We start from the raw sequence: 5,532 nt of genomic DNA on the forward strand, positions 1-5,532 counted from the left end.
ACGTTGAGGTCGATGCGGCCCTCGACGCCATGCGATAGCCCGGACCCGGAATATTGCCAGAACACCCATTTGCGGCCGGGATAGACCGTCGACGGGTGCGCCGCCACCGAGCGCAGCCAGAACGGATGGTTCGGAAACGCGCCTTTCAGATTGTCGCGATAGAAATCCGGCGCAGTGTAGATGATCGGCCGCTGGCCGTAATGCGCCTCGAGCTTGTCCATGAAGACCTGCATCTTCTCCAGGACGTTTTCCCGCGACGGACGCTTCTTGCAACGGGACTCGCCGTTCCATTCGACATCGATCACCGGCGGCAGCGCGCCCGGCGCCTTCGGCACATTGCGGATGAACCAGTCGGCTTGCTCGCCAGCGGTGCGGCACCAGTAGAAGAAGTGATAGGCGCCTCGCCTCAGCCCCGCCTCGCCAGCCGCGCGCCAATTCTTCTTGAACATCGGGTCGAGGTGGTCGCCGCCATCGGTCGCCTTGATGTAGGCGAAATTCGCGCCCTGCGACCTGAGTTTCGGCCAGTCGATCTCGCCCTGCCAGCGCGAGACGTCCACGCCGTGCACCGCGAGCTTCGTCGGCGATCTCTTGCCGAAATTGATCGGCTTGGCGTCGCGGAACCGGTGCCGGTGGATTTTTCCGGTGGCATAGGGCGCTTCGCGCAGTGCCGGCTTCGGCACTGCAACCAGGGCGATCGGCGTCACCGCGGGCTCGGCGGTCTCCTCCGCCTGCACGGCTTCCACGACAGCCTCCGCCGGAGCGGCGGCGCCTACATCGACCTGCGGCACGGCCGCGTCGGGTCGCGGAATCGAGCTGGTGGTTTCGAGCGACGGCGCCAGGCCGTCGATGCCGGAACTCGATGTGCACCCGGCAACGCCCAGGCATGCGAGGAGGGTAACGACGATGGCTGTCGAACGCATTGGGACCCGTACGCAAAACAATTGAGACCGAAGGCGGACGCCAGCGGAGACGATTTCACTAACGGGAGATTACCAAGAAAGACTGAATCCAAAGTTTCCGCGCCGGTTAACGATGACGCGTCTCGCAAAATCCAAAAGCCCCCGAGCCTCTCCCATTGGCAGAGGGAGAGGTGGCGAGCGAAACGAGCTTGTGAGGGGGTGGTTTAAGAACGGAGTTAAAGAGAATGATTCAATTGCAAAAACGTGCCTCCAAAGGGGAAGCGGTTGCACCTCTACGCGCACCAGCCCTGCTGGTCGCGAGCCTGCGCCATCACATGGACAGGCGGAACGAAGGGCTTGCGGTTCGCCCGGCGGCGCGCCCGTTCCAGCAACATGCGCACATCGTCCGGGCGCACCCGGTCGCGCTCCATGACCAGCTTGATCAGCGGATCGCTCAACAGTTCGTCCAGTGTGTCCCTGGTCTCGGTCATCTGTCGCTCCTCGATCGCCGCCCGCACCTTAGATAGGACTGCGATGATGGCGCGCCAATGTCGCTACGATGACGATCCCATGTCGCGGCGAAAAAAGTGCGCCTCAGCCGCTGATGCGACCGTGCGGCATGCCGTACATCAGCCGCTCGAAGCCGTTGCCCGAGACATACACCAGCGTGCGGTGGTCGCCGCCCTCGAAGTAGATGTCGCCGCGGCGCTCGAGCCCGTCATCCACCACGCTGGCGACCCGATAGGGCGCGCCGAAGATCGGCACGGCGCCGGTGTCGCAATCGGGGAACAGCGCGCTGGCTTCTTCCTCCGTGGCGAGTTCGACCCGCTCGCCGACGATTTCGCCGACCTTGGCGAGATCGACCTGGCGCGAAGCGGGAACGACGGCCAGCAGATAGCTGCCGTCCCATTTCAGCACCACGCCCTTGGCCAGCGCATTGCCGGGCACGTGGCTCGCCTCGGCCGTCATCGCCGACGAACCGGTCTTGCTGTGCCGGGCGACGTCGTACGGCACGTGATTGTCTTCGAGATATTCCTGCATTGTCAGCGCAATACCCATGGCCGTTTCCTTTCGCTGCAAAGCGGCCGGGCAAGCGACAATAGCGGCGGGGAAATTGCGCGGGAATGGTCGCTGGAGACCGTGTCGCGTCTTGGCCAGTTCCTCGCCGTTTCGCCGGCTGGCCGCATAACCACCCTTTTTGGCAGGGCAAGCCTATCAGTCAAAAAAGAATACACCCGCCGGTCGGCACGGGCAACCGGCCGGCAATTCCCGTTGCATTCCGCCGGCCATGCGCCAGATTTGCAAGCAGAGACGCATGGAGGTCGCGGTGCAGGATGAACCCAAGGCGATGCTGGTCCGGATCAGCGGCAGGGTGCAGGGCGTGAGTTTCCGCATCTGGACGCTTGAGGAGGCCGAAAGGCTCGGCCTGTCCGGCTGGGTCCGCAACGAGGCCGACGGGTCGGTGAAGGCGCTGATTGCCGGGCCGGAGGCCGCGGTGTCGACAATGCTCGCCCGGTTCTGGCAAGGCCCGTGGGGCGCTTCGGTTTCCGGCGTTGTTTCCGAAAGCGCCGATCCGGACCAGGCCTCCGCCGGCTTCCGGATCACCGGGTAATGTTCATCCAAAACATGGCCGGCGAAGCCACGCCTCGCCGACCAAAAACATTCGCTGCCGATCGCTATTTTCCGGCCACCAGCTCGTCCCAGCTCTTCACCGCGGTCTCGCCGTTCAGGAAGGGAAGCACGGTGCCGGCCAGTTCCGGCGCGAAGAATACGTCGTAATGGGTGCGGTTCGGAATGATCGCCAGCCGGTTCTGCGACAGGTTCTCGCGCATCCAGCCGGCATCCTTCAGTCCGCCGCCGAGCAACTGGTAGAATTTGATCACATGCTCGGGCCGGTACATGTCGCTGTCGCCGAACACCAGCATTACCGGCATCTTGAGCTTGGCCGCGTCCGCCGACCAGTCATAGGGCTTGCGCATCAGATTGCCCATCTGGTCGAGCAGCTTTGGAAATTCCTCCGGCTTCGGCGCCACCGCGACATAGGAGGTGTACATCGGCGTTTCCTTCATGAACTCCGCCGCCGCCCCCGTGAGTTGCACCTGCTGTGCCTTTATCTCGGGGTAAAAGCCGTCATCGGAAAAGCCGGCCGAAACCAGCGCTAGCCGCCGCACCGCCTCGGGATGCTGCACGGCAAGCCGGAAGGCCGCGCCGCCGCCGAACGAATAACCGAGCACATCAACTTTTTCGTAGCCGAGTTCGTCGAGCAACGCGGCCAGATCGTCGCCGATATCCGGCAGGCTGATATCGCGGTTTCCGAGCGCGGTGCGGCCATGGCCGTGGAGATCGACGGCAATCACCTGGCGGCCTTCGGAAAGCGCAGGCAGCACCGGGCCGAACATGTCGATCGAGCCAAGGCCGCCATGCAAAAGCAGCAGCGGCTCGCCCTCGCCGCGGATCTCGTAATAGTAGTTGACGCCGTTGATTTCGGCATGGCCGGCCTTTGCCGGCCCGGAAGTCTCCGCAAGGACGATGGCTGGCGCGGCAAGCAATGCCGCTGCGGAAGCGATGAGGGCGATCAGCGTGGATTTCATGGTGTCGGTCTCCTTGGCTTTCGCAGGTCCGCTGATCGGCCTGCTCCGTCGATACCCCAAGGACGAAGCGCCGTGCCGAATGCCGACACGGCGTTCGAAATTTTTCGCAGGGAGATTCAGCCCGGCTCTAGGAAAGTGCGGCGGCGATCAGTTCGGGCCCGCGCTCATCATCTTCGCTCGAGGCTTCGAGATAGGTCATCGGCGCGCGCAGCGTCCACGTCACCCCGTCCGGCGCATAGGTCACGGCGCCCACGCCGCCCAGCGCCGTAGGCGTCACCTTTTCCAACACGACCTTGCCGAAGCCATGTTCGGTGACCTCGCCGACGGCCGGGCCGCCGAGTTCGGTCCAGGAGAGGCAAAAGCTCTTCTTGCCTTCGGCGTCGCGTTCGAGCTTCCATTCGACCTTGATGGTTCCGCCGAAGGCTGAAAGGGCGCCGTATTTGGCGGAGTTGGTCGCCAGTTCGTGGAAGGCGATGCCCAGATACTGAACGGCGTTCGGCTGCAGCACGATCGACGGTCCCGACATGGTGATGCAGTCCTCGTTGCCGAACGGCTTTACCTGCGCGAGCAGCAATTCGAACACGGTGGCGCCGCGCCATTCGGCCAGCACCAGAAGGTCGTGCGAACGGGCAAGGGCCATGATCCGGTTGCGCACCTGCTTCTCGAATTCGAGCGAATCCCGGGACCGCTTGCTGGTCTCCCGGATCATCGACAGGATCACCGCATACTGGTTCTTCACCCGGTGATTGACTTCGCGCATCAGCATCAGGATGCGGTGCTGGCTTTCCTTGCGCTCGCTGATGTCCCTCGCGATCTTCGACGCACCGATGACGCGACCGGTGGAATCCCTAATCGGCGACACGGTCAGCGAAATGGAGATCTTCGAGCCGTCCTTGCGGAGACGGACAGTTTCGTAGTGATCGACCCGTTCGCCCTTGCAGATACGCTCTATAATGCCTGGCTCCTCGTTCTGCCGGTCCTCCGGGATCAGCATCGTGATGGGCTTGCCGATCGCTTCCCGCGCCGTATAGCCGAAGAGCCGTTCCGCCCCCTTGTTCCAGCTTCTGATCCGGCCGTCGAGATCCTTGCTGACAATTGCGTCTTCCGAGGATTCGACGATGGCCGACAGCAATTGCTGGCCCTCCTCGCGCTTTTTTTGAGCAGTCAGGTCGACCAGCATGTTCAGGGCGCCGATCATTTTGCCCGATGCGTCGCGCAAGGGGGTCGGAAAAGCCAGGAAGGGGACACGCGTGCCATCCGGACGTTCGGCTATGGCCTCGGCGCCCCGGACCTCACGCTCTTCGCGCAGCGCCACGGCCATCGGGCACTCGTCGTGACTCATCGGCGTGCCGTCCGGCCAGCGGAGCCGCCACGAGCCACACCATTCGTCGTGGCCGATGCGCGGGCGATGGCCCCAAAGCTCGGCGGCGGCTTCATTGTAGAAGGTGATCCGTCCGGACATGTCGGTGGTGTAGATGGCGACCGGGAGCACCATCAGCACCTCGCGCCAATGCGACGCATGCGGCTCCAATGCGTGCAGCGTCACAACGACATCTTGTTGCGGAATATTCAAGACGTTTCCCCAAGAGGGCGGAAACGGCGAACTTGCATCCAGTCGTGGTTGGCGGTCTGCATTGAGCCCCCGCTGCTTAAATCCGGGAATTCCCCTCTGTAACCTGACCGAATGCTCGGGCGGGGATAAAGTTCCCTGCCTTGCGATTTTTTTTCGAACCCGGAAGAAATCGCCGGCTCAGTAATCCTTCTCGTAAAATATGCCGGCGCCGGTATCGCCGCCGGTCCCGACGGAGCCCCGCGCCTTCAGATTGTCGGTAATGTCGAGATTGATGGTGGCGCGCGTCGATCCGCCTGCGCCGGCTTCGACCCCGAGATAGATGTTTTCCTGGATGTAACGCCCTGCCCGCACGGCGGCGTTGCCCTCGGCATCTGTGACGATGTCGAGGTCGTCGAGACCCGTCGCGGAGCGCAGGCTGCCGAGCAGCGAAGTGTTGCCACCGCCGGCGAGCTCAGCGGCTGGCGCGGCG

7 protein-coding genes are annotated in these 5,532 nt (G+C 63.3%); 1 reads left to right on the forward strand and 6 read right to left on the reverse strand.

Features of this window, described 5'->3' with window-relative positions; translation table 11 throughout:
* The 3 genes from MAXJ12_RS14015 to MAXJ12_RS14025 all read right to left on the reverse strand — a co-directional run.
* On the reverse strand, positions 1–920 hold a 920-nt coding region (locus tag MAXJ12_RS14015; protein ID WP_008836552.1), incomplete at its 3' end, for a glycoside hydrolase family 25 protein.
* 272 nt (positions 921–1,192) lie between these two features.
* Positions 1,193–1,390 (reverse strand): hypothetical protein, encoded by a 198-nt coding sequence (locus MAXJ12_RS14020; RefSeq protein WP_008836553.1) that lies wholly within the window; start codon positions 1,388–1,390, stop codon positions 1,193–1,195.
* Between the two features lie 103 nt (positions 1,391–1,493).
* Positions 1,494–1,958, reverse strand: a complete 465-nt coding sequence (locus MAXJ12_RS14025; RefSeq protein ID WP_008836554.1) for an aminoacyl-tRNA deacylase — start codon at positions 1,956–1,958, stop codon at positions 1,494–1,496.
* Positions 1,959–2,214: 256 nt separating this feature from the next.
* Between MAXJ12_RS14025 and MAXJ12_RS14030 the strand changes: the two genes are divergently transcribed.
* The gene (locus tag MAXJ12_RS14030; RefSeq protein ID WP_008836555.1) at positions 2,215–2,511 is read left to right on the forward strand and encodes an acylphosphatase; all 297 of its coding nucleotides are present in this window, start codon (positions 2,215–2,217) and stop codon (positions 2,509–2,511) included.
* A 64-nt stretch (positions 2,512–2,575) separates the two neighbouring features.
* Here MAXJ12_RS14030 and MAXJ12_RS14035 read toward each other — a convergent pair whose 3' ends face one another.
* From MAXJ12_RS14035 to MAXJ12_RS14045, 3 genes are all read right to left on the reverse strand, one after another.
* Positions 2,576–3,490, reverse strand: a complete 915-nt coding sequence (locus MAXJ12_RS14035; protein WP_008836556.1) for an alpha/beta fold hydrolase — start codon at positions 3,488–3,490, stop codon at positions 2,576–2,578.
* A 127-nt stretch (positions 3,491–3,617) separates the two neighbouring features.
* Positions 3,618–5,063 carry a PAS domain S-box protein gene (locus tag MAXJ12_RS14040; RefSeq protein ID WP_008836557.1) on the reverse strand — a complete coding sequence of 482 codons (1,446 nt, stop codon included), beginning with the start codon at positions 5,061–5,063 and terminating at the stop codon, positions 3,618–3,620.
* A 177-nt stretch (positions 5,064–5,240) separates the two neighbouring features.
* The coding region (locus tag MAXJ12_RS14045) for a translocation/assembly module TamB domain-containing protein (protein ID WP_008836558.1) at positions 5,241–5,532 on the reverse strand (292 nt) is incomplete at its 5' end.

The sequence above is a fragment of the Mesorhizobium alhagi CCNWXJ12-2 genome (assembly GCF_000236565.1).
Taxonomy (GTDB): Bacteria; Pseudomonadota; Alphaproteobacteria; order Rhizobiales; family Rhizobiaceae; genus Allomesorhizobium; species Allomesorhizobium alhagi.